This is a genomic window from Methylocystis rosea, from assembly GCF_003855495.1.
Classification (GTDB): domain Bacteria; phylum Pseudomonadota; class Alphaproteobacteria; order Rhizobiales; family Beijerinckiaceae; genus Methylocystis; species Methylocystis rosea_A.
On the sequence record NZ_CP034086.1, the window covers coordinates 100,566 to 126,287 of the forward strand.

Here is a 25,722-nt window from a genome sequence, read left to right on the forward strand (position 1 = left end):
AGCCGCACGAGAAACAGAAGGATTTCGCATGACCGCACATCACTTTAACGATTTCGCCGTCACCGACCTTTCGCTGGCCGAATGGGGCCGCAAGGAAATCGCCATCGCCGAGACGGAAATGCCCGGCCTGATGGCGACCCGCAGCGAATATGGCCCGTCGCAGCCGCTGAAAGGCGCGCGCGTCGCGGGTTCGCTGCATATGACCATCCAAACGGCGGTGCTGATCGAGACCTTGAAGGCGCTCGGCGCCGACGTGCGCTGGGCCTCCTGCAACATCTATTCGACGCAGGATCACGCCGCCGCCGCCATCGCCGCGACTGGCACGCCGGTCTTCGCCAAGAAGGGCGAGAGCCTCGAAGACTATTGGGATTACACCCACAAGATCTTCGAATGGGGCGACGGCGGCTGCCCGAACATGATCCTCGACGACGGCGGCGACGCCACGCTGCTCATTCATCTCGGGCTGCGCGCCGAGCAGGGCGACGTCGCCTTCCTCGAAACCGCTTCGAATGAAGAAGAAGAAGTTCTCTACGCCTCGATCAAAAAGCGCCTGAAGGCCAATCCGGGCTTCTACAAGCGCAACGCCGAGGCGATCAAAGGCGTCACCGAAGAGACGACGACGGGCGTGCATCGCCTCTATGTCATGCACAAGGAGGGCAAGCTCCTCTGGCCGGCGATCAACGTCAATGACTCGGTCACGAAGTCGAAATTCGATAATCTCTATGGCTGCCGCGAGTCGCTCGTCGATGGCGTGCGCCGCGCCACCGACGTGATGATGGCTGGCAAGGTCGCCGTTATCGCCGGCTATGGCGACGTGGGCAAAGGCTCGGCCGCGTCGCTGCGCAACGCCGGTTGCCGCGTGCTGGTCACCGAAATCGACCCGATCTGCGCCCTGCAGGCGGCGATGGAAGGCTATGAAGTCACGACCATGGAAGACGCCGCGCCACGTGGCGACATCTTCTGCACGGCGACGGGCAATGTCGACGTCATCACCGTCGACCATATGCGGGCCATGAAGGACCGCGCCATCGTCTGCAACATCGGCCATTTCGACTCGGAGATTCAGGTCGCCGGCCTGAAGAACCTGAAGTGGCACAATGTGAAGCCGCAGGTCGACGAGATCGAGTTCGCGGACGGCAAGCGCATCCTGCTGCTCGCCGAAGGCCGCCTGGTGAATCTGGGCTGCGCGACGGGTCATCCCTCCTTCGTGATGTCGGCGTCCTTCACCAATCAGACGCTGGCGCAGATCGAGCTGTGGACCAAGCAGGGCCAGTATCCGGTCGGCGTCTACACGCTGCCCAAGCACCTCGACGAGAAGGTCGCCTCGCTGCATCTCGACAAGATCGGCGTGAAGCTGACTCAGATGACCGACGAGCAGGCCAAATATCTGAACCTGCCGAAGAACGGCCCGTTCAAGCCGGAACATTACCGGTATTGAACCCGGGTCTTGGTTTTCGCCATTGACGGCCTCGCTCCTTGCCTGGAGCGAGGCCGTCTTTTGAGATGCCCCGTCGAGTGGGTCGGCTAAAGGTTGGGCGTTTGCGCATCCCTCCCCTTTACGGGGAGGGTGGCCCCGCGAAGCGGGGTCGGGTGGGGAAAAATTTGCTCTAGTGGCGCGATGAGACCTCCACCCGGCGGACGCAGGCAAGTTTACGCAGGCTGCGTAAACTTGCCTGCGTCCGCCGACCTCCCCGCAAGGGGGAGGTAGTTCGCGCTTAACGCGAGGGATCGAGCTTTCCGAACGCCCCGGCACATTCGCTTTTCAAAGATTCCGTTTTGAGCAATTGCGCTTTAGATTGGGGTTGATTCGTGTGCGGCGCGGCGGGCCACCGACGGAGCCCTCCGTCTTCCTGTCGTCGGAGCCTATCCGCATCCTGCGCCCGGCAGGCTGCGTCCGCGTTCTGCAAGAACCGTTTACGGCGTTGTTGTGATGAGCACCCGCAATTGATCGTGGAGACCGGTTTCTCATGACGCGCCAATTCGATCGCTTGCAAGCGGAGTCGTCCTCGCAATGACGAGACGGCGGCGCGCGATCAACCACTTTGGCGCTCCTCCCTTTGCCGGCGCTTCCTTCGGGTCTTTGCTTCTGTGGCTCGAGGCGACTCCCGCGCGCGCGGCTGGTTTCTTCGAGGATCTCGCGATTGATCCGCAAATCGTCAGCTTCGCTTTTAGCGGCGGGCTGGCGATTTTCGCCGCGGCCATCGTTGCGACGCATGTGCGCGAGCGCGCCGCTTGGCGTCGCCGCGAAGCCGCCTTGAGCGTCGAGCTCGACGACGCCCGCGCCCAGCTCGGCCGGGCGAAAACCTTTCTCGCCTCCGAGCCGCAGATCTTCGTCGCCTGGACGACGCCCGACGCCGAGCCCGATATTCATTCTTCGTCGCTGATCATGACCGGGGCTGTCGCCGCGCCGCGCCGCATATTGAGCTTTGGCGCCTGGCTTGCGCCCAAGGACGCTCAGGCGCTCGAAAGCGCCGTCGACCGTCTGCGCAAGAGCGGCGAGAGCTTCCGTCTGGCGCTTGCTGGCGTCGCCGGTCGGCATTTCGACGCCGACGGCCGAGCGGTTGGCGGCAGCGTCGTGTTGCGCGTCCGTGAAGTCTCCGGCGACCGGTTGGAGCTCATTGGCCTTCGCGAGCGCTACGCGTCGGCGCAATCCGAACTCTCCGGTCTGCGCGCGATGCTCCAGGCGCTGCCTGCGCCATTCTGGATACGCGACGACGCGGGCGAGCTCGTCTTCGTCAACGACGCCTATGCGCAGGCGGTCGAAGCGAAGAATCCCGAGGACGCCCTCGCCCGCAAACTGGAGTTGCTCGACGAGTCGGCCCGCATCGCCGCCGAGGCGGCGCGCGCCAAGAACAGCGTCTGGCGCGAGCGCGTCAACGCCGTCGTGGCGGGGGAGCGTCATCGGCTCGACGTCACGCAGGCCTCCGCCGCGGGCGCCGCCGCCGCCATCGCGATTGATCGTCATGAGGTCGAAACGGTGCGCGCCGATCTTGAACAGCAGATGCAATCGCATGTGCGCACGCTCGATCAGCTGCCGACGGCGGTCGCGAGCTTCGATCGCGCGCGGCGCCTCATTTACAGCAACGACGCTTACGCCAAGCTGTGGCAGCTCGACCCGAGGTTTCTCGAACAACGGCCGACCGACGGACAGATTCTCGACCGTCTGCGCGCCGAACAGCGCGTGCCCGTCGAATCGGATTACAGGGCGTGGAAGGAGCGGCTGTTCGAGGCCTATCGCTCGCCAGAGCCCATACGCCACACATGGCATCTGCCGGATGGCCGCATCATCGACGTCGTCGCGCATCCGAACCCCAAAGGCGGCGTCACCTATCTTTATGACGACACCACTAAGGCTTACGATCTCCAGACGCGGTTCAACGCGCTTGCCCGCATGCAGAGCGAAACGCTGGAGACGCTGCACGAGGGCGTGGCGGTTTTCGGTTCCGACGGGCGTTTGAAGTTCAGCAATCCCGCCTTCGCCCATCTGTGGCGGCTCGATCCCGAGGAGCTCACGAAACGCCCGCGCTTCGACGCGCTCGCCGCGAGATGTCGCGCGCTGCACGCCACGGAGGAGACATGGGCGGAGTTGCAAGGCTTCGTCACCGGTCTCAATGAGCTGCGCGAAGGCTTCACCCGGCGCATCGAACGCAGCGATGGCGTTGTCTTGGACTGCACGGCGCAGTCGTTGCTCGACGGCGCGGCGCTCCTCACCTTCGTCGACGTTTCCGCTGACGTGAATGTCGAGCGCGCCTTGACGGATCGCAACAAGGCGCTGCTCGCCGCCGAAAAGCTGCGCAATGACTTCATCCATCACGTCAGTTATGAGCTGCGCTCGCCGCTCAACAACATCAACGGCTTCGTGCATCTCCTTGGAGAGGATTCGACAGGCCCGCTCAATCCGCGCCAGCGTGAATATCTTGGCTATGTCAACAAATCCTCCGCGGCGCTGCTCGCCATCGTCGACGATATTCTCGATCTGGCGACAATTGACGAGGATGCGCTGGAGCTTGAAGTTTCCGAGGTCGACGTCGAGGCGACGATGCGCGCCGCGATCGAAGGCGTGCAGGATCGGCTCGCCGAAAATTCGATCGACGTGCAGATCGTCGCCATGGACGATGTCGGAACGTTCCGCGGCGACGCCAAACGCGTGCGCCAGATCCTGTTCAATCTTCTTTCGAACGCCATCGGCTTCTCGCGTCCGGGGCAGACGGTGACGCTTGCGGTGTTGCGGCGCGAGACCGAAATCGTCTTCAAAGTCACGGATCGCGGCCGCGGCATTTCGCCGGAAATCCTCGAACGCATCTTCGATCGCTTTGAGTCGCACACCGCCGGTTCCCGCCACCGCGGCGTTGGGCTCGGCCTTTCGATCGTGCGCGCCTTGATGGAGCTGCATGGCGGCAGGGTCTTGATTGATTCCGCCCCTGGCGAAGGCACGACCGTAACCTGCATCTTTCCGGCGCATGCCGCGCATGAAGAGGCGCGTCTCCTCGCGGCGAGCGCTGGAGGCGCGGAATGAGCGAGGAGGCGGCGCCGAAAGCGGTCTGGCGCCTCGACGTCGCCAGCGAAGCCGAGACGATCGAACTCGCGCAAGAACTTTCGACGCTCGTTCGCAACGGCGACGCCGTCATGCTTTCGGGCGATCTCGGCGCTGGCAAGACCACGTTTGCGCGCGCGATGATCCGCGCTTTGGTCGAAGATCCGCGGCTTGAGGCGCCAAGCCCGACCTTCACGCTGATGCAGGTCTACGAGGGCGCAGGCAATCGCGTCGTCCACGCCGACTTCTATCGGCTGGAGAACACTGGCGAGCTTGAGGGATTAGGCTGGGAGGAGGCGACTGACGACGCGATCGTGCTCGTCGAATGGGCCGAACGTGCGCGTGAAGCGCTCTCGCCCGATCGTCTCGAAGTGCGACTGAGTTTCGTCGATGGCGACAATCGCGAGGCGCGTCGGTTCACCATTTCCGGCTATGGCGGCTTCGTGTCGCGCCTGGCGTCCTTCAAGGCGCTGCGCGAACTTCTGCGAAAGGCGGGCTGGGCCCACGCCAAGCGCCATTTCCTGCAGGGCGACGCCTCGACGCGCGCCTATGAGCGGCTTGAAAAGGAAAATGGACAGCGCGCGATTCTGATGATCTCGCCGGCGCGTCCGGACGGACCGCCGATACGCTTCGGCAAATCCTATAGCGCGATCGCGCGCCTCGCCGAAAATGTCGTTCCTTTCGTCGCCATGTCTCAAGGGCTGCGCGGAGTGGGCCTTTCCGCGCCCGAAGTCTACGCCAAAGATGTCGATGCCGGCCTGCTCATCATTGAGGATCTCGGCGGCGAGGGCGTCGTCGACGGGAGCGGCCCGATCGTCGAGCGCTATCTCGAGGCGGCGGGCGCGCTCGCCTATCTTCACGCGCAGCGCCTGCCGGATGTGATCGCGGTCGAAGGCGACGGCGATTACCACATCCCGCCCTATGACATCGACGCATTGCTGATCGAAGTGGAATTGCTTGCCGACTGGTATCTCACGCGCCAGAAGGCGTCGGTCTCGTCCGGCGCCAAGGCCATCTTTCTCAACCTTTGGCGCCAGGCGCTTGTTGATGTCGCGGGCGCCGGGCCGACTTGGACGCCGACATGGACTCTGAGAGACTATCACTCTCCCAATCTTTTGTGGCTGGCGCAGCGGAATGGGCTGGCGCGGATCGGCATCCTCGATTTCCAGGACTGTGTGCTCGGCCATCCCGCCTATGACGTTGCTTCGCTAGGGCAGGACGCCCGCGTCGACGTGCCCGACGATTTGGAGTTGAAGCTCCTCGCCCATTACGCCAAACTGCGCCGCGACGCCGACTCTGCATTCGACATGGCCGCTTTCGCCAGGGCTTATGCGATCCTGGCGGCGCAGCGCGCGACAAAGATCCTGGGGATTTTCGCGCGGCTGGATCAGCGCGACGGCAAGCCGCAATATCTCGCGCATCTTCCGCGCGTTGAATCCTATCTCAAAAAGAGCCTCCGCCATCCGGCGCTGGCCGACATCAGGGCGTGGTATGAGGCCAACATCCCCGGCTTGTTTCGCGACGCCTGAGAAGCGCGCGCGCGCGCCTGCGCCGAGCGTCGCCATGGTGTTCGCCGCCGGGCTTGGCGCGCGCATGCGGCCGATCACCGAGAAGACGCCAAAGCCGCTCGTTTCTGTCGCCGGACGCACGCTGATTGATCGGGCGCTCGATGAATTCGAAAGCGCTGGCGTCGAGACCGCGATCGTCAATGTCCATCATCTCGCCGATCAGATTGAAACGCATCTCGCGAGCCGCGTTCGTCCGCGAGTCGTCATTTCCGACGAACGCGCGCTGCTGCTGGATCAAGGCGGCGGGATCAAGAAAGCGCTTCCGCTGATCGGAGACGATCCATTTTTTGTTTGCAACACCGATGCGTTCTGGATCGACGCGGCGCGCTCAAATGTTCTGGCGCTTGCGGAAGCCTTTGACCCCGACATGATGGACGCGGCGCTCCTGCTCGCGCCGACGTCGGGAAGCGTCGGAGTCGACTGGGGCGGCGATTTCGATCTGGACGCGGAAGGGCGCATTATTCGCCGCGATGGCCGGAAACCCTATGTGTATACAGGCGTGGGCCTCATGAAGCCGCAGCTCTTCGCCGGCGTCGCGGATGACGTTTTCAAGCTCGCGCCCTTCTTCTTCGAGGCCGCGCGCAAGGGGCGGCTCTATGGCGTCGTCTCCAGCGGTCTTTGGCTTCACGTCGGCACGGTCGCAGCTATTGCAGACGCCGAGCGTGCGATCGCCATGCGCCGGGGCTGAGCGCGATGCTCGCGCGTCGCCGCAATCTGTTCACCATCGCGCCTGGCGCGCCGTTTCTGAAGACGTTTGTTTCGGCCCTGCTCGACGGCGAGATCGTTTCCGGCCTCTCGCGCGACACGCCGCCGCTGACGATGGCGCGCGCCACGATCTATGTGCCGACCCAGCGCGCCGCACGGGCGCTCGCGGTAGAATTCGCACAGGCGCTGGATCGGCGCGCGACGCTGCTGCCGCGCATTCTGCCGCTCGGCGGGCTCGAGGAGCGCGAGAACGCCGCTCTATTCGCCGGAGATTTTGACGTCGAGGCTGATGCGTCCCTCGCCGCGCCGATCGAAGAGCTGGAACGACGCCTGCTGCTATCGCAGCTTATTCTGCAGTGGGCGGAAGCGATCGGGCGCGCGCTCATCTCGGTCGACACAAGCGGCGCGCCCAATCTGCATGAGAGCGAGCCGCTGCTCGTCGCATCGACGCCGTCGGCCGCCTATGCGCTGGCCGCCGAGCTCGGCGCCCTCATCGACGAATTGCACATCGAAGATGTTTCGGTCGACGCCTTCGATACTTTGAGCGATGACGCCTACAGCGATTTCTGGGCGATCACGACGAAATTTCTGCAGATCGCCTTGCGCGAATGGCCGCGAATTCTTGCGGACCGGGGACGCATCGACGCCAGCGCCTATCAGAAACGCCTCGTTGAGGCGCAGATCGCGGCACTCGTCCGCACGCCGCCGACCGCGCCGGTGATCGCGCTCGGCTCCACCGGCGCGCAGCCGACGACCACGCGGCTGCTCGCCGCCATCGCGGGGATCGAAAATGGCGCCGTGGTCCTGCCGGGCCTTGATCAGATCATGAGCGCGGACGCCTGGGCGAGCGTGGGTCAGACCGAGAGAGGCGGAGAACCGGCCTTCACTCATCCACAGATGATGCTGAAACGCTTGCTCGCGGCCATGGGCGCGGCGCGAGACGAGCCGCGGGAACTCGCGCGCGTGACTCCGGCGCTGGCGGCGCGCCGCGCGTTTGTCTCGCAAGCGATGGCGCCTGCTGACGCGACGTCAGCGTGGCGCGACTATCAGGCTGCGCAGAGCGGCGGCTTCGCAGCGGCGCTCGACGGCGTCATTGCGCTGGAAGCGCCGGACGAGCGCCTCGAAGCTTTGGCGCTTGCGCTCTTCATGCGCGAAGCGCTGGAGACGCCCGGCCGAACGGCGGCGCTCGTTACGCCGGACCGGCTCGTCGCGCGGCGCGTCGCCGCCGAGTTGCGACGCTTCGACATTGAGATCGACGATTCTGGCGGCATGCCGCTCGCAAGAACTTCCATCGGCGCACTGGCGCGGCTCGTCGCGACGATCGGATCGGATCGCGCCGGCGCCGTGAACGTCGCCGCGCTGCTGGCGCATCCGCTGAGCTCGCTCGGACTTTCGCGCGCGCATGTCGCATCGCTCGCGTCGCCAATCGAGATTGGCGTGCTGCGGACATTCGCGCAGCCTGACGGCGGCTGGGCGGCGCGTGTGCCGCCGGCGCGCGAATTGGCGCGCGCGCCGCATGCGCATCCCGCGGCGCGCCGCATCAGCGATGAGGAGTGGCGCGCGATCGAAGACGCGCTCACGCGTATTGACGCCGCTTTCGCGCCCTTCGCCGCGCTGACGCCAACGGCGTCGCTGTCGGACCGCGCGCGCGCGCACAGCGGCGCGCTTGAAGCGGTGATCGCCGGTGCCGACGACGCTGATGAAGAAGGCGCGTCGACGCTGTTCGAACTTCTCGACCGGCTCGCGCAGGCTGAGGCGCCGGCAGGCTTTGACGCGCAAAACTATGCAGCTTTGTTCGACCGCGTCGCCGCCGAGACCATGCTGCGCGGCCCGCGACGCGCCCATCCGCGCTTGAAGATCCTCGGCCCTTTAGAAGCGCGGCTCATCGAGGCCAACCTCGTTCTGCTCGCCGGACTGGACGAAGGCGTATGGCCGCCGCAGACGGACACCGGCGCCTTTCTCAACCGCTCGATGCGCGCGCAACTCGGCTTGATGGCGCCGGAGCGGCGCATCGGCCAAAGCGCGCATGACTTCATCATGGCTATGGGCGCGGAGCGCGTCGTGCTGAGCCGCGCGATCAAGCGTAATGGCGCGCCGACTGTTCCTTCCCGCTTCATCGCGCGCCTCTCGGCGCTTGCCGGCGACGCATTCGACGATTGCAGGAAACGCGGCGACGCGATGCTCGCGATCGCCGCAGCGCTCGATCGTCCAAAAGCGACGATTGCGATCGAACGGCCACAGCCGCGACCGCCGGCGGCGCTGCGCCCGCAACGCTTGAGCGTCACTCGCGTCGAGCGCCTGCGGCGCGACCCTTACGCGATCTTCGCCGAATATATTCTCAAACTCACGCCGCTGCCGCCAATCGGCGCGGAGGCCGGCGCGCGCGAAATTGGCGTCGCAATACATGAGGCGCTTGCGGCCTTCGTCGCGCGCCATCCGCGCGGCGCGCTGCCCTTTGGCGCCCGCGACGTTCTCCGCGATCTCGCACGCGAGAAACTCGATGGCTTCATGGCCGATCCGGCCTTCGTGAGTTTTCAATGGCCGCGCATCGAAGCGGGGCTCGATCATGCGTTCAGCTTCGAACAGGAGCGGCGCGCTTTGGACTGCGACGTCCATGTCGAAACGCGCGGCGAGATCGCGCTTGCGCTCGCCGACGGAACGATTTTTCGCCTGACCGCGATCGCCGACCGCATAGAGGTGGATCGAGAGGGCCAGGCATATGTCTTCGACTACAAGACGGGCGCGCCGCCGTCCAAGAAGCAGGTCAGGGCCGGCTGGTCGCCGCAACTGACCTTGGAGGCGGCGATGATCGAGGCCGGTGCTTTCGAAAAAATCGGCCTGCGGCCAGTTTCCGGCGCCGCCTATATCGGCTTGCGAAAGGGCGGCGAGACTCACTGGCTCGAATGGAAAGACGCGCATTTCGCCGACGTCGTTACGGCGCATCGCGTGCAGCTCGAAGAGCTGCTGTCGCAGTTTTCAAATGAATCGACGCCTTATGCGTCGCGGCCGCATCCGGCTTTCATGAGCGATATCGGCGATTACGACCATCTGGCGCGCGTCAAGGAATGGATGCGCGGCGGCGGAGAGACGGCATGAGCGAGCGTCCGGTTGGCGCCCTGACGATCCGGCGCCAGCAAACGGCGTCAGATCCCTTCACCTCCGCCTGGGTTTCGGCGCATGCCGGCTCCGGGAAAACCCATGTGCTCGCGCAGCGGGTTTTGCGGTTGCTGCTTGCCGGCGCGCGGCCGTCGCAGATTCTCTGCCTCACCTATACGAAGGCGGCAGCGGCCAATATGGGCGCGCGGGTCTTTGACGCGCTCGCGCGTTGGGCGACGCTCGACGATGCGGCGCTGGCCAATGAAATCGCTCAGATGGGCGCGACGGTCGAATCGCGCATCGATCTTGACTTCGCCCGGCGGCTTTTCGCGCGCGCCGTCGAAACGCCGGGCGGGCTTAAGATTCAGACGATCCACGCCTTCTGCGAAAAGCTGCTGCATATCTTTCCTTTCGAAGCCAATGTTCCGGCGTCCTTCCGCGTCGTCGACGATCTGGAGCGCGCCGAACTGATGGACGCGGCGCGCCGACGCGCGCTCGACGCCGCCACGCGAGACAGTGGGTCGCTGCGAAAAGCGCTGGAGCTTGTCGCCCACGAGACTTCGGCGGCGGGATTCGACGCGCTCTGCGAAGAATTGCTGCATCATCGTCAAAAGATCGCGCGCATGCGCGAGCAGGATGACTATGAGGCGCATGTCTTTGCCGCGCTTGGCTTGACGACGGATGAAACGCTGGCGCGGATCGACGCGGCGATCATCGAGGACGGCGAGCCGCCGTCCGCGTGGCCGGCGCTCGCCAAGATGCTGCGCGGCGGTTCGACCAACGACGGCAAGCTCGCCGACTCGCTCGATTCCGCTTTTGTGCTTGCCCCGCATCCGGACTGTATCGAGAGCTATCTCGCAGCCTTCTTCAAGAAAGACGGCGAACCGCGCGGCCTGGGAAAAACAAAAATCATCACCGGCCCGCTCGCCAAATGCGAGCCACAGCTTCTTGCGCGCATGGAGGCTGAGCGTGACAGACTCGTCACGCTCATCGAAAAGCGCAAAGCCGCGGCCGCAGCCGAACGCTCGCTGGCGCTGCATGTTCTCGGCGACGCCATTCTTGGCGAATATGAGCACGCCAAAAGACGTCGGGGATTACTCGACTACGACGATTTGATCGAGGGCGCGCGCCGCCTGCTTCATCGTTCGAGTCCGTCCTGGGTGCTCTATAAGCTCGACGCGCAGATTGACCACATCCTGCTGGATGAGGCGCAGGATACGAGTCCGGCGCAGTGGGACATATTGGCGGCGATCGCCGACGAATTTTGTGCAGGCGCCAGCGCGCGCGAAGCGAGAGGCGGTCCGCCGCGCAGTTTTTTTGCAGTCGGCGACGAGAAGCAATCGATCTTTTCCTTTCAAGGCGCGGAGCCTGAACGATTCGATGCGATGCGGCGCGAGTTTCGCCGAAGATTCGAATGCGTCGAACGCCGCTTCGAAGCGGTGACGCTCACCCAATCCTTCCGCTCTTCGCCCGGCGTGCTGCAAGCCGTCGACGACATTTTCGCGATCGAACAGAATCGCCTCGGCCTGTGCTGCGATCCCCAGGAGCCGGCGCCAAGGCATGAGGCTTGGAAATCCGATGTCGCGGCGCTCATCGAAATCTGGGAGTCGATCGGCGCGGAAAAGGCGCAGGAGCCGAGCGATTGGCGCCTGCCGCTCGACTACGTCGACGCGAGCGACCCCAGCGAGCGTCTCGCGGAAAAACTGGCGCGCAAGGTCAGGGCGCTGCTTTCGCCGCAGAGCGGCGAATGCGTCGAGGACGGCGGCGCGCTGCGTCCCGTCGAACCCGGCGACATATTGGTTCTGGTGCGCAAGCGGGGTCCGCTCTTCGAGGCGATCATTCGCGCTCTGAAAAACGAACATGTTCCCGTGGCTGGCGCCGACCGGCTCGATCTCGCCGACCACATCGCCGTCCACGATCTCGTTGCGCTTGGACGCGCCGCGCTATTGCCGCAAGACGATCTGACGCTGGCGGGCGTCCTGAAGTCGCCGTTCTTCGGCTTCGACGACGACGATCTCATCGCGCTTGCGCCAGGACGTCGCGCTTCACTGATCGAAGCGCTTGAGCAGTCCGAAGACGCGCGTTGCCGGGAGGCCGCGGCGCGGCTTCGACGCTTGCGACGCGATGCTGAGGCCATGGCGCCGTTCGATTTTTACAGCAGCGCTCTTGGAACGGACGGCGGCCGCGCGCAGCTCATGGCGAGACTGGGCGGCGAAGCCGAGGACGCCATCGACGAATTCTTAAAACTTGCGGCGAGTTTCGAACGCGAACAGCCGCCATCGCTCACGGCCTTTCTGGCGATGGCCGAGTCGCTCGATCTTTCGATCAAGCGCGATATGGAATCGGCCGGCGGCGCCGTGCGGGTGATGACCGCTCATGCGGCGAAAGGTCTGGAGGCGAAGATCGTGTTTTTGCCGGACACCTGCGGGGCGTCCGCCGGCAAGCATGATCCGAAGCTCTATGCGCTCGGCGAGGCTGACGATGCGGCTCTTCTCTGGTCGATCGGCAAAGACAGCGACCCGATCGCCCTCCAGCAGGCGCGCGAGGCGCATCGGCGCGGCGAGCGCGAGGAAAGCCAGCGCCTGCTCTATGTCGCGCTGACGCGCGCGGAGGAGCGGCTTTACATTTGCGGCGCTCATGGCGTGAGCGGGCGCGCTGACGGCTGCTGGTACGACGCCATTCGTGATGCGCTCGAACCGAACTGCGAGATTGTGCCCGACCCCCTCGATGCGACATCGACGATTCTGCGCCGCGGCGCGGTTCCGCAGCGCTTCGATCTTGCGAGAAGAGCGCTGCGGACCGACGCCGTGGACATTCCGGCCTTCGCCAGGGCCAAGGCGCGGCCCGAAGTTGCGCCGGCGCCGCCGCTGCGTCCGTCGAGCGCGCTCGCCGGCGCAGACCTCATCGCCATTGGCGCGGATGGCGTGGCTGCGCGCCGAGGCGAAGCGGAACGTCTGCTGCACGGTCGTCTCGTCCATGCGCTGCTGCAGCATCTGCCGGCCTGCGCGCCAGACCATCGTCAAAGCGCGGCGCGGCGCTTCCTTGCGGCGCGTGGCGGCTTTCTGGACGAAGACAGGCGAGAGGCGCTGGCGCAGTCGGCGCTCGCGGTTCTCGCCGATCCGCGTCTCGCGCCGCTCTTTGGCCCAGACTCGACTCCTGAGGTTGACGTCGTCGCGACGCTCGAAAACGGCGCCGTCGTCGCGGGCCGCATCGACCGGCTCGCCGAAACGGCGACCGAGGCGCTCATCGCCGAGTTCAAGACGGGACGGCCGCGCGCCAAGCTCGAAGACGCGCATTTGCGCCAGCTTGCGCTCTATCGCGCCGCGATCGCGCCGCTCTTTCCCGGCAAGCGGCTGCGCTGCTTTCTGATCTATACGCAGAACGCCAGCGTGCTCGAAGCCGGATGAATCGGCGCTGGCCGATGCGCTCGCATGCGCGCTGACGTAGTTCCCGCAGGCTGAGGCTAGCCCGGCTGATCGGGTCCGACGCGACGTCTCCAGAATTCCAGCAGCAACGGGCTGAGCGCCATAACGATCGGGCCAAGGACGATGCCCGAAGCGCCGAACAATTGCAGGCCGCCGAGCATCGCGATGAAAGCGGGAACAGTGTGCAGCCGCATGCTGTCGCCGATGAGCAGCGGCCGAACCAGATTGTCGATGCTGGAGATCACCACGCCGCCCCACAGCCCGAGAATGATGGCTTCAACCCAACGGTCCTCGATCAAAAGGTAAATCGTCGCCGGAATCCAAATGACGAAAGAGCCGAGCACCGGCACGATCGAGACAAGCCCCATGATCAACCCCCACAGCACCGGCGAATTGAAATCCAGCACCCAGAACATGAGTCCGCCAAGCAGGCCTTGCAGCGCCGACACCGCCAGCGTGCCAAAGAGGATTGCATGGATCGTATCGCGCACGCGCACGATGATCTTGCCTGTTTCGATGTTCGAGAAGGGCGACAGTCGCGCGAGCGTCTGCAGCGCCACCGCGCGGTCGCGCAGGAAAAAGAACAGGAGGTAGAAGGCCAGAACAGTGGTGATGACCTGACCGGTAGACGCGCGCAGAAAGTTCGTGGCGACATTGGTGACGAAGGCGCCAAGTTGCGAGAACGTCGCTTGCAGATCGAATCTGCGTGCGATCCAGCTTTGGAAGCCGCCGAGCCAAGGATGGGCGTCGAGCATTGTTTGCCAGTCGCCTTGCTGCACCGTTTTCTGAACGTAATCGACGCCTGCGGCGGCCTCGCTGACGAGCCGTTCGATCATAAGCAGCAGCGGTCCAACGATGACGAGGCCGACGATCAGCATGGAGACGCCGGCCGCAACGGAGGGCGGCAAGAAGCGCTCCAGCACGCGATGGGGGGCAATGAACACAACCGCGAGCACGAGCGCCCAGGTGAGCGCCGGCAGAAATGGCGCAGAAATCAGAATCGCGGCGGAGAGAAACGCAAGCGTGACGGCGAGTCTGGCGAGAACAAAAATGTCGATTGAAAGGTTCTGATCCTGTTCGACGAGCGCCGCCGCTTCAAGCTCCTCGTTCATGTCCGCCCCTGTCGCTGCGTTCAACCCTATAGACAGGGCGCGCCGCGGGCTTGGCAAGGAGGCCCGACATCTGCGCGGTCCAAGGCGGCCGCAAATAGCGCCAAGAAAACGGGCGGCTTCGAGAAGCCGCCCGTTGAATGTCCTATTCTCCGCCGTTCGCCGCGACGGCTTCGGCCTTTTCCTTGGCCTCGAGATCCTCGCCGGTCTCCTGATCGACGACGCGCATCGAAAGGCGGACCTTGCCGCGGTCGTCAAAGCCGAGGAGTTTGACTTTCACGCGGTCGCCTTCCTTCACGACGTCGGTCGTCTTGTTCACGCGCTGCTTGGACAGCTGCGAGATGTGAACGAGCCCGTCCTTGGCGCCGAAGAAGTTGACGAAGGCGCCAAAGTCCGCGGTTTTCACCACCGTGCCCTCGTAGATCAAGCCGACCTCGGGATCAGAGGCGATGGACTTGATCCAGTTGATCGCCGCCTTGATGGAATTGCCGTCCGAGGAGGCGACCTTCACCGTGCCGTCGTCCTCGATGTTGATCTTGGCGCCGGTCTTCTCGACGATCTCGCGGATGACCTTGCCGCCGGAGCCGATCACGTCGCGGATCTTGTCGGTGGGGATCTTCATCGTCTCGATGCGCGGCGCGAATTCGCCGAGTTCGGCGCGCGAACTCGTGATCGCCTTCGCCATCTCGCCGAGGATGTGCAGACGGCCGTCCCTCGCCTGAGCGAGCGCGACCTTCATGATTTCCTCGGTGATGCCGGCGATCTTGATGTCCATCTGCAGCGAGGTCACGCCATTGGACGTGCCCGCGACTTTGAAGTCCATGTCGCCGAGATGATCTTCGTCGCCCAGAATATCCGAGAGCACGGCGAAGCGTTCGCCTTCGAGGATGAGGCCCATGGCGATGCCGGCCGTCGGCGCCTTAATCGGCACGCCGGCGTCCATGAGCGCCAAAGATGTGCCGCAGACCGTCGCCATCGAGGACGAGCCATTCGACTCGGTGATCTCGGAGACGACGCGCAGCGTATAGGGGAACTCAGCCACCGCCGGCAGCATGGGCCTGAGCGCGCGCCAAGCGAGCTTGCCATGGCCGATTTCGCGACGGCCGGGCGAACCCATGCGGCCGGTCTCGCCGACGCTGTAGGGGGGGAAGTTGTAATGGAGCAGGAAGCGCTCCTTGTAGGTGCCCTCGAGCGAATCGACATATTGCTCGTCTTCGCCCGTTCCGAGAGTCGCGACGACAAGCGCCTGCGTCTCGCCGCGGGTGAAGAGCGCCGAGCCATGCGTGCGCGGCAGGACGCCAACCTCGGCGACGATCGGGCGCACGGTCTTGACGTCGCGGCCGTCGATGCGGATGCCCGTGTCGAGAATGTTCCAGCGGACGACCTTGGCCTGAAGCTCCTTGAAGGCCGCGCCGACTTCTTCCTTGGTGAACTTGGCCTCGCCGCCTTCCGGGAAGAGCGCGGCGGTCACCTTCGCCTTCACGGCGTCGACGGCGGCGTAACGCTCCTGCTTGACGGTGTTCTTGTAGGCTTCACGCAGTTCGGCTTCGGCGATCTGGGCGACGGCGTTCGCGACGTCCGTCGTGTCGGCGATGACGAGGTCGCGCGGGTCCTTGGCGGCGCGTTCGGCAAGGCGGATGATGGCGTCGATCACCGGCTGGAAGCCGCGATGCCCCAGCATGACCGCCTGCAGCATGGTCTCCTCGGAGAGCTCCTTGGCTTCCGACTCGACCATCAGCACGGCGTCCTGCGTGCCGGCGACGATGAGATCGAGCTCGGAGAGCTTCATCTCCTCGATCGTCGGATTGAGTTTGAGCTGACCATTGATGCAGCCGACGCGCGCGCCGCCGACGGGTCCCATGAAAGGGATTCCGGAAAGCGTCAGCGCCGCTGACGCCGCCACCAAGGCGAGAATGTCTGGATCGTTTTCGAGGTCATGCGACAGCACGGTCAAGATCAACTGGGTGTCGTTGCGGTATCCGTCGGGGAAGAGCGGGCGGATCGGGCGGTCGATGAGGCGGGAGATCAGCGTCTCGCGCTCCGAGGGACGGCCCTCGCGCTTGAAATAGCCGCCCGGGATGCGGCCGGCGGCGAAGGCTTTTTCCTGATAATTGACGGTGAGCGGGAAAAAGTCCTGGCTGGGTTTTGGCGCCTTGGCCGAAACGACGGTCGCGAGCACTGTCGTCTCGCCCCAACTCGCCATCACGGCGCCGTCTGCCTGGCGGGCGACCTTGCCGGTCTCGAGCACGAGCGTGCGCCCGGCCCAATCGAGTTCTTCGCGGTGAATATGGAACATGCTGGTCTTTCTCTGATGAACCTGCGGTTCGTCATGAGCAAGACGGCGAGAAGCTGCGGCAGCGATGTTTCTTAAAGCGTCGACGCAGCGTCCGGCGATCCTGCCATGACTTTAACGCGTTGGTCGTGGCGAGCGTCCCTCTGGACGCTTATCTTGGGGAAAGCGGCGCATCGTCGCGCCGCTTTCGCTCAGCTGGTTAGCGGCGGATGCCGAGCCGCTCGATCAGGCTCTTGTAACGCGGTTCGTCCCGCACCTTCACATAGTCAAGCAGCTGGCGGCGCTGGGAAACGAGCTTCAGGAGCCCGCGACGCGAGTGATTGTCTTTCGCATGGGTCTTGAAGTGTTCGGTCAGATTGGTGATTCTCTCGGTGAGAATCGCCACCTGCACCTCGGGCGAGCCCGTGTCGTTCGCCTTGGTGGAATATTCCTTGATGAGCGACTGCTTGCGCTCCGCCGAGATCGACATCGGATTGTCCTTGTCTTTGGAGGTGATCCGCGCTCCGCGGCCAAGGCCGGGATGTCGTCCAGCAGGGTCGCGCGAAAACGGAGCCGCCCCGGCGGACCGGGGCGTGCGGAGGCGTTATAGCAGAAATGCAGGAGATGGATAGAGGTCTTACGCCTTCTCCAGCGCCTTCAGGCGCTGGCCCAGCCTGTTGATTTCCAGTTCGGCGCGGACAAGCTCGGTCACGTCATATTGGACGCCGAGGTAGTAGATCACCGCGCCGCGACTATCGAGCAGCGGCGTGATATTGAGTTTATTGAAGAACAACTCGCCATTTTTCCGATAGTTGCGCAGCGTCACTTCAATGTGTTCATGCTTGCGCATGGCCTCCCGCAGCGGCGCGAGCCCCTCCTGATCCCGGTCGTCGCCTTGCAGAAAACGGCAGTTGCGGCCGATGATATCGTCCTGGCCATAGCCGGTCATGCTTTCGAACGCCTTGTTCGCATAGATGATCGGCGCGTCGGGTTGATCCGGGTCCGCCAGCGTGACGCCGTTGACGCATGAATCGAGAATCTGCGTCAAAATCTTCGGGATGATCCCATCATCTTTCTGAACGACGAACATTTTTCGCTGACCTCAGTTTGATCGTGATGCGCCGGCGGGTTGGGCTGAAGTCGCGCCGGTTTCGATAAGCGCCCGAAGGTTCTCGACGATCTGCTCCGCGCCGTCCTGCAATGCGGCGCGAATCAATTTGACGAAGGGTCGCATCGAAAACTCGATCTCGCGCAGTTCGAAGGTGAAAATCAGCGTGGTTCCTTGCGCCTCGCACTCGAATTCGTAGGAGGACGAGAAGGGTTCGGAAATTCCTTCTATCGCGAGAAGGCGCGGGCGTTCGAGGTTGACGATCTCGAATGTGCTCTCGCTGCGTATGCCCCGCTCCATCGTAACTTGACGCGCCGTCGTCCCGACGCGCACGGGCGCGCTTCCATTCGGCTCCAACTCCACCACTTGCGGACACCATCGCTGATAATTTTCGAAAAAATCGCGTGCGACAAAGTCGAAAGCAAAATCGCGCGGCCGTGAAATCACGGTTCTTGCGACGCCGCCGACGGCTGGCGGACGGGGCGGGCTCAATCCTTTGAGATTTACGTTAAGTCCCAACATGCGACGCCCTTGCTGAAAGATGATGGGCTTCCTCAGACGAGCTAGGCGTTTTCGGGCGACTGACAAGGGCGATCCAGCCGACTTCCTCCGCGCCGTCTAAAAACGGCGGCAAATTGGCGAACATTGGCGGTCTTCGGGGGGGCTCGGGCGCCCATTATGAGTTGGGCGGCGCTCGCCGCGCGCCTGAATCGGTCCATCCCAAACCAGCGAGGTCGGCGATGAGCGCTCCGCCACATCTCGAGAACCTGTTGCTTATCGCCGCATTCTGTCTTTTTGCGGTCCTGCTCGTCGTCGAAAAATTCCGTCCTTACAAGAAATTCGCGGGCGCGGGTCTGAAGGCGTCATTCTCCACCAACACTTCTGCTTTCCTGATCAACAACGTCATCATGAATGTCTTGTCGGTTTCCAGCCTGCTCGTCGTCGCTTCGAACTATTCGAACTATGGCCTGCTATCGAGCCTGCCCGACGCGCCGCTGAAATGGATTGCAAGCTTCGTGTTGTTCGATCTGGCTGTATATGCGTGGCACTATCTCGGGCACAGGTCCGAAGCGCTCTGGCTGTTTCACAAGATCCATCACAGCGATTAGAGCTTTCACGTCACGACTGGGCTGCGTTTCCATGTCTTCGATCAGTTGCTGGAAGTCGTCGTGAAATGCGTCTGCGCCATTATCATCGGCGCGCCGGCGCATGTCGTGGTGGCATGCGAGGTTGTGCGCATGTTCTTTGTGCTGTTCCACCACGCCAACATCGCGATTCCCGGAGAGAAGATTCTGTCCTATTTCATCATCACGCCGTCTTTGCACCGCGCCCATCACTCGACGCTGCGCAGCGAGCACGACGGCAATTATGGAATCGTCCTTTCGATCTGGGACATTCTCTTTCGCACGCGAAAGGTTCTGACGCCGAAATCCATCGGCCTCGAGCTGATCGAGGCGGAAAACTTCCTGCAGCTGTTCAGTTTGGCCTTTCTCACCGAGCGGCGGCTTGCGCGCGTCATGCATCTTGTTCCCCGAAAGCCGCTTCCTTAGGCCGTGTGCGCTGGCGCAAAGCGCGCGCGACTCGCAGGGCTTACGCCGATAGACGCAGGGGTCGCATCCGCGCCCGCTGACGAGAGCCTTGATGAAACGCATCGCCCGCTATTGTTTGCCGCTTGTCGTTACGAGCGGCGTCGCGCCCGCGCAGGACATCTCCTCCGCTTACACAAAGCTGGACGTGCGCCGCGACTGCGCGCACCGGCCTGGAAAGGCGGTGGAGGACTATGGCGACTGGCGCTGCAAGGGCTATGCGGGCACGCCCGTGTGGCTCGGGGCGGGCGATCAGCGCATGTATGTCAGCTTCGGATCCAAGGCCAAGGCCGAACCGGCGGCGGGACAGACGCTTGCGCCCTTCAACGACTTTTATAAGGGCGTCGTCGAATGGCGGCTCGCCAATGGCAAGCCCTTCGCCACAATCATGCGATGGAACGTGAAACGCGCCGCCGACATGGAGAACCGTGAGGTCCGAGGCCGCGCCTTGGTCGTCACGCGCCTGCCGCCGGGCGGCGTCTGCCACCTCGGCTACGTCGATGCGCTCGCCAACCCCAACGCCAATGAACTGGCGCGCGAGATCGCCGACAGACACGCCCGCGATTTCGTCTGCGGCAAGGACGCGCCGATCGTTCTCGGCAAGATCACGCCAGGCGAGGATTTCTTCAGCACCAAGCCCTAGGCGCCTTTGTCGGGCTGGAGCATTTGGGCGTCGCCGCGCAACATGCGGGTGATGAAGGCGCGCGCCGCGGGCTTGTCGCTTCTCGAGGTCAGTCCTGACAACAGTCCAAGCGCGCCGCCAAGCGTGATGCCCGCAAGCGCGCAGAGCGCATAGATTTCGATGCGATTGGGCGATCCCGCTAAGGCCAAGGCGCTGAACAGGCCCACCGCGCCGCCGCAGAGCGCGACGAGCGCTTCTCGATCGCCCGCCCGCGCCCAAAAGGCCAGCGCGAGCGGCGGCGCGAGGCAGGCGGCCGATACTGCGAGCGCCGCGGCCACGAGCGCGCCTGGCGTGAAGACGCCGGTGACGGCCGTCACGTAAGCAAGAGTCGACACGACCACGAGCGTGACGCGGTTGACGGCGAGACGCCGGCTCGTCAGGTCGATCTCGCCCCGCAGCCGATAGAGCGCGTCATGGCCAAAGGCTGTCGCGCAGGCCTGCAGGCCGGCCGTGGCGAGCGCCAGCCCGAGGGCGACAAGCGCCGAGGCGATAAGTCCCGAAGACGCCGCGCCGAGCTCCGCCGCCTGCGGCAGCGCGCTTAGCAGAAAGTCGCCGTCGATCGGTCGAATCTCCGCCGCGGCGAGCGGCGCGCCGGGCGCATATCCCTTTGCCGCGCAGGCCCGCTGAGCCTCCGATGGCCCGCGCACGTAATAGCCGCAAACGCTGAGAAGCCCGCGTTCGCTCGCCTGATAGATTGCTTGCGGCAAACGCTCCGGCGGCTGTCCCGCCGTGGCCCGGGCGAGCGACAGCGCCGAAGCGGCGATCGCCGCGGCCGCCAGCAGCGCGATGACGACGCTCCAGAAGAGGGCGGAGACTCCGGCGCGCCGCGCGCTGCGCCCGTCGGCGGTCGCCACCGAGGCCGCGAGCACGGGCGCGAGCGTCGCGATCCCGAGCGCCACGGCGATCGTCGTGACGAATTCCACCGGCAGGCCCATGGGCGTAGGCGTCACCCCCCAGCTCTCCAGCAGTTTCGCGGCCTCCGCGGAGGCGCCGCCGCCAAAGATCAGACCGCTCGGCAGCGCGTCATGGAGACCGAGCGCGGCGATCGGCCAGCCAAAGCCCAGCGTCGCCACACCAGCGGCGGCGGCCGCCGCCCACATGACGCCTGAAAGTCCGCCAGGACCGGCAATGATCAGGCTGGCCGCGGCGATCAAAAATGCCGCGAAGCCCCGGTTGGCGCCGGTGTGCTCGACAAGCGCATTCACCGCAATCAGGCCGCCGGCGGCGGCAAGCAGCGTCGAAGACAGCGCCACCGCGCCGATGAAGCCGACGCGCGTGGCGGCGCTTGTAAAACGTGCGCAAAGAAGCTCGGAAATCGAAAAAACGCCGGTTTTGCGCAGCAGCGGACCGACATAAAGACCCGCCGCGGCGAGACCGATGAAGACGCCGGCGACGGCGCCTACAGCCCAGCTGCCTCCCGCAAGCCGTGAGCCGAAAGGCAGCATCAGGGCGATCACGATGGCGGCGTTGGCGAAGCCGGCATAGGCGGCCGGCAGTCCGCGGCCGGCGGTGTAATAGACCGACGCCCGCATCGAATGCAGAAGGAAGCCGAGCGTGCCGAGGCCGAGGATGGTGAAATAGGGCGGCGCCGCGCCGACAAAGCGCTCCGGCGCGCCGACGCGGTCGAGAAGCGCCGCAAAGGCGTAAGCCAGCAGAAAGCTCGCGGCCACGAAGGCGATTCGGGCGTCAAGATTGGCTCTTTCGAGCGCCGCCTGCTCGGTCGACCGATCGCTCATCCATGCCCTCGTTAAGTCAGAAACGATGCGACTTTAGATGAGGACGTCTCGCCGGCCAAGATGGCGCGGCGTCTTCGCCTCTAATGCGTTTATCGATCACATGGAATCACGTGATCGATAGGGAATCGCTCAAAACCGAAATGTTGGAGCAGGTTCTCATCGAAAAGTCGGTCAACTTTTTTCGGAACCTGCTTTAAGCGATCGACGTCGCATAGGTCATGATGTAGCGGCTCATTCTCTCTTTGAGACTGCCGAACGCCATGCCCATGCGGTTATAGCCGATCGCGGCCGGAATCGCGGCGGCGAGCCCATAGGCCGTCGCGGCGAGCGCATCGGCGATGCCCGGGGCGACGACCGCAAGACTCGTGTCTTGAGTCTGCGCGATGCCCGAGAAGCTCGACATAATGCCCCATACCGTGCCGAACAGGCCGACAAAGGGGCCCGCCGAGGCGACGATGGCCAGAACCGGGAGACCGCCTTCGGCGTCGAGCATGAATTCGCGCGCGGCGCGGTTCATCTGCTGCAGGATTCGTTCGCGCTTTTGGTGAATGGATTCGTTGGGCAATTCAGCTTGCGACGCTTGGCGCGCGGCCTCGGCGATCGGCCAAAGGACGCCAATGTCGCCGCCGGCGCGCACGCGATCCAGCGCCTTGGAAAGACGCCGCAGAACAAAGACGCCATCGATGATGAGCACCCAGGTCCAGACCGCCGCGGCGAGAAGCAGCGCCATGACCAGTTTACTGACGGGTCCGGCATAGATGAACATGCCGAGGGGAGACATCGGCGCAAGTGACATGGGCGCAAAATCCATTGCAGCGCTCTCCTGAGCTCGCGGCGTTAAGCTTATTGAAACGTGATTCCCTGCCGCGCGAACACGGCTCCGCAGCTGCTTGGCCCGCGCGAAGAGGCGACGATTCGGCGCGCAAGCGCCGCATGCGCGGGGCTTCCGCCAGACGCGGAAATACCCGAGATGCCGCCGCCGGAATTCACATAGAAGGTGACATTGACCGTTCCGGGGCCAAGGCTCGTCACGGCGGGCGTATGTCCGCGAATTGAAGCGTAGATTTGAGCAAGGCAGGTCGCCTGCGAGGCGCCCGAAGCGTCGCCGCTACCTCCCGGCAATCCAAAACGGCCGGCGACGCGCGCTCTGCCCACGCCTTGGCCTGTTCCGCCCGGGAGCCCATAGCGCCGACCGGTCGCGTCGGCGCGGCGGCCGTCGTTAACAGCCGCCACTTGTCGCGCCCGTTTTGGTTCGGCTTGCTTGGACTTCTCGTTCTTGGGCTTCTCGACCTTTGGCTTTTTCTCCGTCTTCACTTTTCTTTCCGGCGCCTGAATCTCGTCGGGCTCCATGATCAGCGGGGGCGGCGGCTCATCGGCGATCAGCTCGTCCATCCCCTCGTCGGTGAGGGCGGCTTCTTCGAGCGGCGGCGGGTCGTCCAGCGAATCTCCTTCAGGCGCGGGGTCTCCCGCCTCGAGTGAAACGCCTTCGGGGATGAGGTCCGCGCCGATGCCGCCGAGGTCGACGACCAGAGACTGGGGCCAGTAAACGCCTGAGGCGAAGAACGCCAAGAATATCCCGACGACCGCAGCGGTCGAGGCAGGATGCAGCCAACGGGGCCTGAGCGGCGGGCGGTCTTCCGTCCGCGCGCCGGTGATCGAACTCGTCGTAATCTTGTTCACGGTGAAGCGCTCCGCCGCCGACGCGCCTTGAATAATTTTCCGCCATACGCCTGTTCAAGCTTAGCGCTCGACCGGGTCGCGAGGCGATGCGGCTTTGTGTAACACCTCGCTTCCGCGGGGAAGATTGCTGTCATGCGAATCGACACGCGGCTGCCGATGGCCGATAAGCCGGCATGGCCGCTCGTCCAGAATCATCAACGCCCGCCGCCGTGGGCGGCGTCTCCACCGCCGTCGTCACCGAGGACGAGGCGGGGATGCGCCTCGACCGCTGGTTCAAGCGACGTTATCCCGGACTCGCTTTGTCCCATCTCGCCAAGATCTGCCGCAAGGGCGAGGTGCGGGTCGACGGCAAGCGCGTCGAAACCTCGACGCGGCTGGAAGAAGGGCAAAAGGTTCGGGTGCCGCCTTTGAAGATCGAGGCGCCCGCGGCGCCGGCGGTGAAGCGCGCCGACCCAAAAGACGCGCTGGCGCTGGCCGACATGACGCTCTTTGAGGACAAGGATTTGCTCGTCCTCAACAAGCCCTATGGGCTGGCGACGCAGGGCGGCTCAGGTCAGACGCGGCATATTGACGGGATGCTGGAATCGCTCGCCAAGGGCGATACGCGGCCCGTGCTCGTGCATCGCCTCGACCGCGACACCTCTGGCGTGCTGCTCGTCGCCAAGAACCGGCGGATGGCCGCCGACCTCGGCGAGATTTTCCGCTCCCGGCAGGCCAAGAAGGTCTATTGGGCGCTTGTCGAAGGCGTGCCGAAGCCGTCGCAGGGCCGGATCTCGCTCTATCTGGCGAAAGGCGCCGGCATGGAAAAATCCAGAGGCGGCGCAAGAGACCTCGAGAAAATGCGCGTCGCCAAACATGGCGAGGCCGACGCGCAGCATTCGCTGACCTATTACGCGATCGTCGACAAGGTTGCGCCGCGTTGTGCCTGGCTGTCGATGAAGCCGCTCACCGGACGCACGCATCAGTTGCGCGCGCATGCGGAGGCGATCGGCCACCCGATCTTCGGCGACCCCAAATATGGCCATCGCGCCGAGGACGAGGTCCGCCGCCGCGACCCTCTGCGCGCTGTGCCGGAGGGGCTCGAGCGCAAGCTTCACCTCCTCGCCCGCCGGCTCGTGTTGCCGCATCCAAGGGGCGGAACGCTGGACGTCACCGCGCCGCTGCCCGATCATATGCAGCAGAGCTGGGACCTTTTCGGCTTCGATGTGAAGCGTCATGATCCGATCGAGGACGCGCCGGACGCTTAAGGGGCCCGGAAAAACTCGGCGGGCGCGTTTCCTTGAGCGCCTCTTGGCAAGGATGACAAATGTCAAAGGAGCCGACCGGCCTCGACGCCGATTTTTTCGTCTCCCCGGAGAAGCGCGATCCGGTAAAGGCCGCGCGCGAACCGGCGCGCCCCTTGCCGAAGCGCTTCTACGAGGAGGCGGTCGCGGCGCCTGCAGAGGGCGGCTACGGGATTTTCCTCGACGGTCGGCCAGTTAACACGCCTGCAAAGCGTAGGCTGGTCGCGCCCTCACGGCCGCTGGCGGAAGCGATCGCCGCCGAATGGGCGAAGCAGGGCGAGACGATCGATCCGGCGACGATGCCGCTCACCAAGCTGATGAACACCGCGCTCGACGGCGTGGCGGCGCAAATGGCCGAGGTCGAAGCCGAGATCGTCAAATATGCCGCCTCCGACCTCATCTGCTACCGCGCCGGAGAGCCGGAGAGCCTGGCGGCGGCGCAATCCTCGGCCTGGGACCCGCTCGTCGCCTTCGCGCGCGAGAAGCTTGGCGCCAAGTTCGCGCTTGCGGAGGGCGTCATGTTCATCGAACAGCCGCAGGAGGCGCTCGACGCGTTTGCGCGCGCCGTGCGCCATTATGTGGGGGAGGGCGCCGGCGCCCCGCTCAGGCTCGCGGCGCTGCACGTCATGACGACCCTATCAGGCTCCGCGGTCCTTGCGCTTGCAGCCGCCCGACACGAAATAGATGCCGGCAAGGCCTGGGAGGCGGCCAACGTCGACGAAGACTGGCAGATGCGCGCCTGGGGCGAAGACGCCGAAGCGATGGCCAGACGGTCCGCGCGCTTTCAGGAGTTTGAGGCCGCGGCGACCGTGTCGCGCCATTCCACTCCTGACTGACTGACGCGCAATGTCGAGGCGCCTCGTCAAAAGGCTGCGGCCAATTTGCCGACGGCGCGCTTCCTCTCTTGCTTTGCACAATGGCCTTTGTTACGGAACGCG

Annotated in this window: 19 protein-coding genes; 11 read left to right on the forward strand and 8 right to left on the reverse strand. The window is 64.5% G+C overall.

Translation table 11 applies throughout. The features are described 5' to 3' along the window. Window positions 1-28: 28 nt before the first annotated feature. From ahcY to addA, 6 genes are all read left to right on the forward strand, one after another. Window positions 29-1,438, forward strand: coding sequence for an adenosylhomocysteinase (gene ahcY, locus EHO51_RS00435; RefSeq protein ID WP_029648949.1), 1,410 nt, complete (start codon window positions 29-31; stop codon window positions 1,436-1,438). 573 nt (window positions 1,439-2,011) lie between these two features. Further along, on the forward strand, window positions 2,012-4,516 hold the full coding sequence (locus tag EHO51_RS00440) for a PAS domain-containing sensor histidine kinase (protein WP_124737233.1): 2,505 nt from the start codon (window positions 2,012-2,014) through the stop codon (window positions 4,514-4,516). Beyond that, entirely contained in the window at window positions 4,513-6,063 is a 1,551-nt protein-coding gene (gene tsaE / locus EHO51_RS00445; RefSeq protein ID WP_124737234.1) for a tRNA (adenosine(37)-N6)-threonylcarbamoyltransferase complex ATPase subunit type 1 TsaE, read from the forward strand. Before EHO51_RS00440 ends, tsaE begins: the two co-directional genes overlap by 4 nt. 34 nt (window positions 6,064-6,097) lie before the next feature. Then, a complete protein-coding gene (locus EHO51_RS00450) occupies window positions 6,098-6,790 on the forward strand; it encodes a nucleotidyltransferase family protein (protein ID WP_124737235.1) in 693 nt (230 codons plus the stop codon). A gap of 5 nt (window positions 6,791-6,795) precedes the next feature. After that, on the forward strand, window positions 6,796-9,903 hold the full coding sequence (gene addB / locus EHO51_RS00455) for a double-strand break repair protein AddB (protein ID WP_124737236.1): 3,108 nt from the start codon (window positions 6,796-6,798) through the stop codon (window positions 9,901-9,903). After that, window positions 9,900-13,310: a double-strand break repair helicase AddA gene (addA, locus tag EHO51_RS00460; RefSeq protein WP_245434680.1), complete on the forward strand. Its 3,411-nt coding sequence runs from the start codon at window positions 9,900-9,902 to the stop codon at window positions 13,308-13,310. Before addB ends, addA begins: the two co-directional genes overlap by 4 nt. Before the next feature lie 56 nt (window positions 13,311-13,366). Here addA and EHO51_RS00465 read toward each other — a convergent pair whose 3' ends face one another. The 5 genes from EHO51_RS00465 to EHO51_RS00485 form a co-directional block, all read right to left on the reverse strand. After that, entirely contained in the window at window positions 13,367-14,440 is a 1,074-nt protein-coding gene (locus EHO51_RS00465; RefSeq protein WP_124737237.1) for an AI-2E family transporter, read from the reverse strand. Between the two features lie 142 nt (window positions 14,441-14,582). After that, window positions 14,583-16,733, reverse strand: coding sequence for a polyribonucleotide nucleotidyltransferase (pnp, locus tag EHO51_RS00470; protein WP_124737238.1), 2,151 nt, complete (start codon window positions 16,731-16,733; stop codon window positions 14,583-14,585). Window positions 16,734-16,929: 196 nt separating this feature from the next. Beyond that, a complete protein-coding gene (gene rpsO, locus EHO51_RS00475; RefSeq protein ID WP_029648958.1) occupies window positions 16,930-17,199 on the reverse strand; it encodes a 30S ribosomal protein S15 in 270 nt (89 codons plus the stop codon). Window positions 17,200-17,346: 147 nt separating this feature from the next. Then, window positions 17,347-17,799, reverse strand: a complete 453-nt coding sequence (locus tag EHO51_RS00480; protein ID WP_124737239.1) for a PAS domain-containing protein — start codon at window positions 17,797-17,799, stop codon at window positions 17,347-17,349. Between the two features lie 12 nt (window positions 17,800-17,811). Then, window positions 17,812-18,339: an SRPBCC family protein gene (locus tag EHO51_RS00485; RefSeq protein WP_124737240.1), complete on the reverse strand. Its 528-nt coding sequence runs from the start codon at window positions 18,337-18,339 to the stop codon at window positions 17,812-17,814. Window positions 18,340-18,557: 218 nt separating this feature from the next. Here EHO51_RS00485 and EHO51_RS20770 point away from each other — a divergent pair, with 218 nt between their 5' ends. The 3 genes from EHO51_RS20770 to EHO51_RS00495 all read left to right on the forward strand — a co-directional run bounded on the left by EHO51_RS20770 (window position 18,558) and on the right by EHO51_RS00495 (window position 20,046). Continuing rightward, window positions 18,558-18,926, forward strand: coding sequence for a sterol desaturase family protein (locus EHO51_RS20770; RefSeq protein WP_245434681.1), 369 nt, complete (start codon window positions 18,558-18,560; stop codon window positions 18,924-18,926). 45 nt (window positions 18,927-18,971) lie between these two features. Further along, window positions 18,972-19,367, forward strand: coding sequence for a sterol desaturase family protein (locus EHO51_RS20775; RefSeq protein ID WP_245434682.1), 396 nt, complete (start codon window positions 18,972-18,974; stop codon window positions 19,365-19,367). Between the two features lie 91 nt (window positions 19,368-19,458). Then, entirely contained in the window at window positions 19,459-20,046 is a 588-nt protein-coding gene (locus tag EHO51_RS00495) for a hypothetical protein (protein WP_124737241.1), read from the forward strand. Here the strand turns inward: EHO51_RS00495 and EHO51_RS00500 are convergent. From EHO51_RS00500 to EHO51_RS00510, 3 genes are all read right to left on the reverse strand, one after another. Further along, window positions 20,043-21,821 carry a sodium:solute symporter gene (locus EHO51_RS00500; protein ID WP_124737242.1) on the reverse strand — a complete coding sequence of 593 codons (1,779 nt, stop codon included), beginning with the start codon at window positions 21,819-21,821 and terminating at the stop codon, window positions 20,043-20,045. The genes EHO51_RS00495 and EHO51_RS00500 overlap by 4 nt on opposite strands. A 193-nt stretch (window positions 21,822-22,014) precedes the next feature. Further along, the gene (locus EHO51_RS00505; protein WP_245434683.1) at window positions 22,015-22,617 is read right to left on the reverse strand and encodes a MotA/TolQ/ExbB proton channel family protein; all 603 of its coding nucleotides are present in this window, start codon (window positions 22,615-22,617) and stop codon (window positions 22,015-22,017) included. Between the two features lie 47 nt (window positions 22,618-22,664). Continuing rightward, window positions 22,665-23,501, reverse strand: coding sequence for a hypothetical protein (locus EHO51_RS00510; RefSeq protein WP_124737244.1), 837 nt, complete (start codon window positions 23,499-23,501; stop codon window positions 22,665-22,667). A 173-nt stretch (window positions 23,502-23,674) separates the two neighbouring features. On the opposite strand from EHO51_RS00510, the gene EHO51_RS00515 reads away from it, so the two are divergent. Together EHO51_RS00515 and EHO51_RS00520 are read left to right on the forward strand one after the other, a co-directional pair. Continuing rightward, on the forward strand, window positions 23,675-24,748 hold the full coding sequence (locus EHO51_RS00515) for an RluA family pseudouridine synthase (protein WP_205788984.1): 1,074 nt from the start codon (window positions 23,675-23,677) through the stop codon (window positions 24,746-24,748). A 59-nt stretch (window positions 24,749-24,807) separates the two neighbouring features. Next, window positions 24,808-25,620: an ATP12 family chaperone protein gene (locus EHO51_RS00520; protein WP_124737245.1), complete on the forward strand. Its 813-nt coding sequence runs from the start codon at window positions 24,808-24,810 to the stop codon at window positions 25,618-25,620. The last annotated feature ends 102 nt before the right edge of the window (window positions 25,621-25,722 follow it).

Coding starts and splice junctions, on each gene's coding strand:
- ahcY (WP_029648949.1), top strand. CDS start 29: ATGACCGCACATCACTTTAACGATTTCGCCGTCACCGACCTTTCGCTG.
- EHO51_RS00440 (WP_124737233.1), top strand. CDS start 2,012: ATGACGAGACGGCGGCGCGCGATCAACCACTTTGGCGCTCCTCCCTTT.
- tsaE (WP_124737234.1), top strand. CDS start 4,513: ATGAGCGAGGAGGCGGCGCCGAAAGCGGTCTGGCGCCTCGACGTCGCC.
- EHO51_RS00450 (WP_124737235.1), top strand. CDS start 6,098: ATGGTGTTCGCCGCCGGGCTTGGCGCGCGCATGCGGCCGATCACCGAG.
- addB (WP_124737236.1), top strand. CDS start 6,796: ATGCTCGCGCGTCGCCGCAATCTGTTCACCATCGCGCCTGGCGCGCCG.
- addA (WP_245434680.1), top strand. CDS start 9,900: ATGAGCGAGCGTCCGGTTGGCGCCCTGACGATCCGGCGCCAGCAAACG.
- EHO51_RS00465 (WP_124737237.1), bottom strand. CDS start 14,440: ATGAACGAGGAGCTTGAAGCGGCGGCGCTCGTCGAACAGGATCAGAAC.
- pnp (WP_124737238.1), bottom strand. CDS start 16,733: ATGTTCCATATTCACCGCGAAGAACTCGATTGGGCCGGGCGCACGCTC.
- rpsO (WP_029648958.1), bottom strand. CDS start 17,199: ATGTCGATCTCGGCGGAGCGCAAGCAGTCGCTCATCAAGGAATATTCC.
- EHO51_RS00480 (WP_124737239.1), bottom strand. CDS start 17,799: ATGTTCGTCGTTCAGAAAGATGATGGGATCATCCCGAAGATTTTGACG.
- EHO51_RS00485 (WP_124737240.1), bottom strand. CDS start 18,339: ATGTTGGGACTTAACGTAAATCTCAAAGGATTGAGCCCGCCCCGTCCG.
- EHO51_RS20770 (WP_245434681.1), top strand. CDS start 18,558: ATGAGCGCTCCGCCACATCTCGAGAACCTGTTGCTTATCGCCGCATTC.
- EHO51_RS00495 (WP_124737241.1), top strand. CDS start 19,459: ATGAAACGCATCGCCCGCTATTGTTTGCCGCTTGTCGTTACGAGCGGC.
- EHO51_RS00500 (WP_124737242.1), bottom strand. CDS start 21,821: ATGAGCGATCGGTCGACCGAGCAGGCGGCGCTCGAAAGAGCCAATCTT.
- EHO51_RS00505 (WP_245434683.1), bottom strand. CDS start 22,617: ATGTCACTTGCGCCGATGTCTCCCCTCGGCATGTTCATCTATGCCGGA.
- EHO51_RS00515 (WP_205788984.1), top strand. CDS start 23,675: ATGGCCGCTCGTCCAGAATCATCAACGCCCGCCGCCGTGGGCGGCGTC.
- EHO51_RS00520 (WP_124737245.1), top strand. CDS start 24,808: ATGTCAAAGGAGCCGACCGGCCTCGACGCCGATTTTTTCGTCTCCCCG.